General features: G+C 52.3%; 1 protein-coding gene. It reads right to left on the bottom strand.

What is annotated here, in order from left to right:
* Positions 1-418 (bottom strand): 3'-5' exoribonuclease domain-containing protein (locus tag ACZ2V4_RS11675; RefSeq protein WP_490514945.1); only part of this gene is annotated, 418 nt, incomplete at its 3' end.
* Positions 419-524 lie beyond the last annotated feature (106 nt).

The raw sequence follows: 524 nt of genomic DNA, 5'->3' as shown, positions 1-524 counted from the left end.
CTCGCGCATCTATCGTGGTCAACCAGTAATCGGTCAGTTCGCGCTGGAACTGCTCAAGATTGATCGAATCTGCCTGACCCGTGACCAGTGAACTTCGCGCCGCTTCAGATTGATTCAGCCACCAGAAGAAGGCGTCGGCCTCGATCTTTCCACCACGATTAAGCTGCTCTTGGAGATTGAGGTTCCACTTCATGCTGTCGATGATGCCGATGCCGGGCACCACCGAGCAAATGCCGACCGATAGAATCGGGGAGCCGACGCGCAGCCCCAGACTCTCGATATCGATCATGACGAATGTCTTTTGCCCTATTCCGTGTTTCGGCTTGATATCATCTTCGGTCAATACCACACTACGGCTCGCCACTGCGCTGAGAATGCCGGGAACTACTTCGGACATAACGTATCCGGGTTGAGTCATTTAGTAATCCTTCATAGGTACAAATTTGCGGATACTGCGGTCCGCGTCAATTGGGTGTACAAATGTTCCCACTTCTGGTCAGCAAACACATCAGACTCGTCGATGA

This window comes from Macrococcus sp. CoH-51_TC_04 (assembly GCF_058188655.1).
This window is presented reverse-complemented; position numbering and strand designations above follow the sequence as displayed.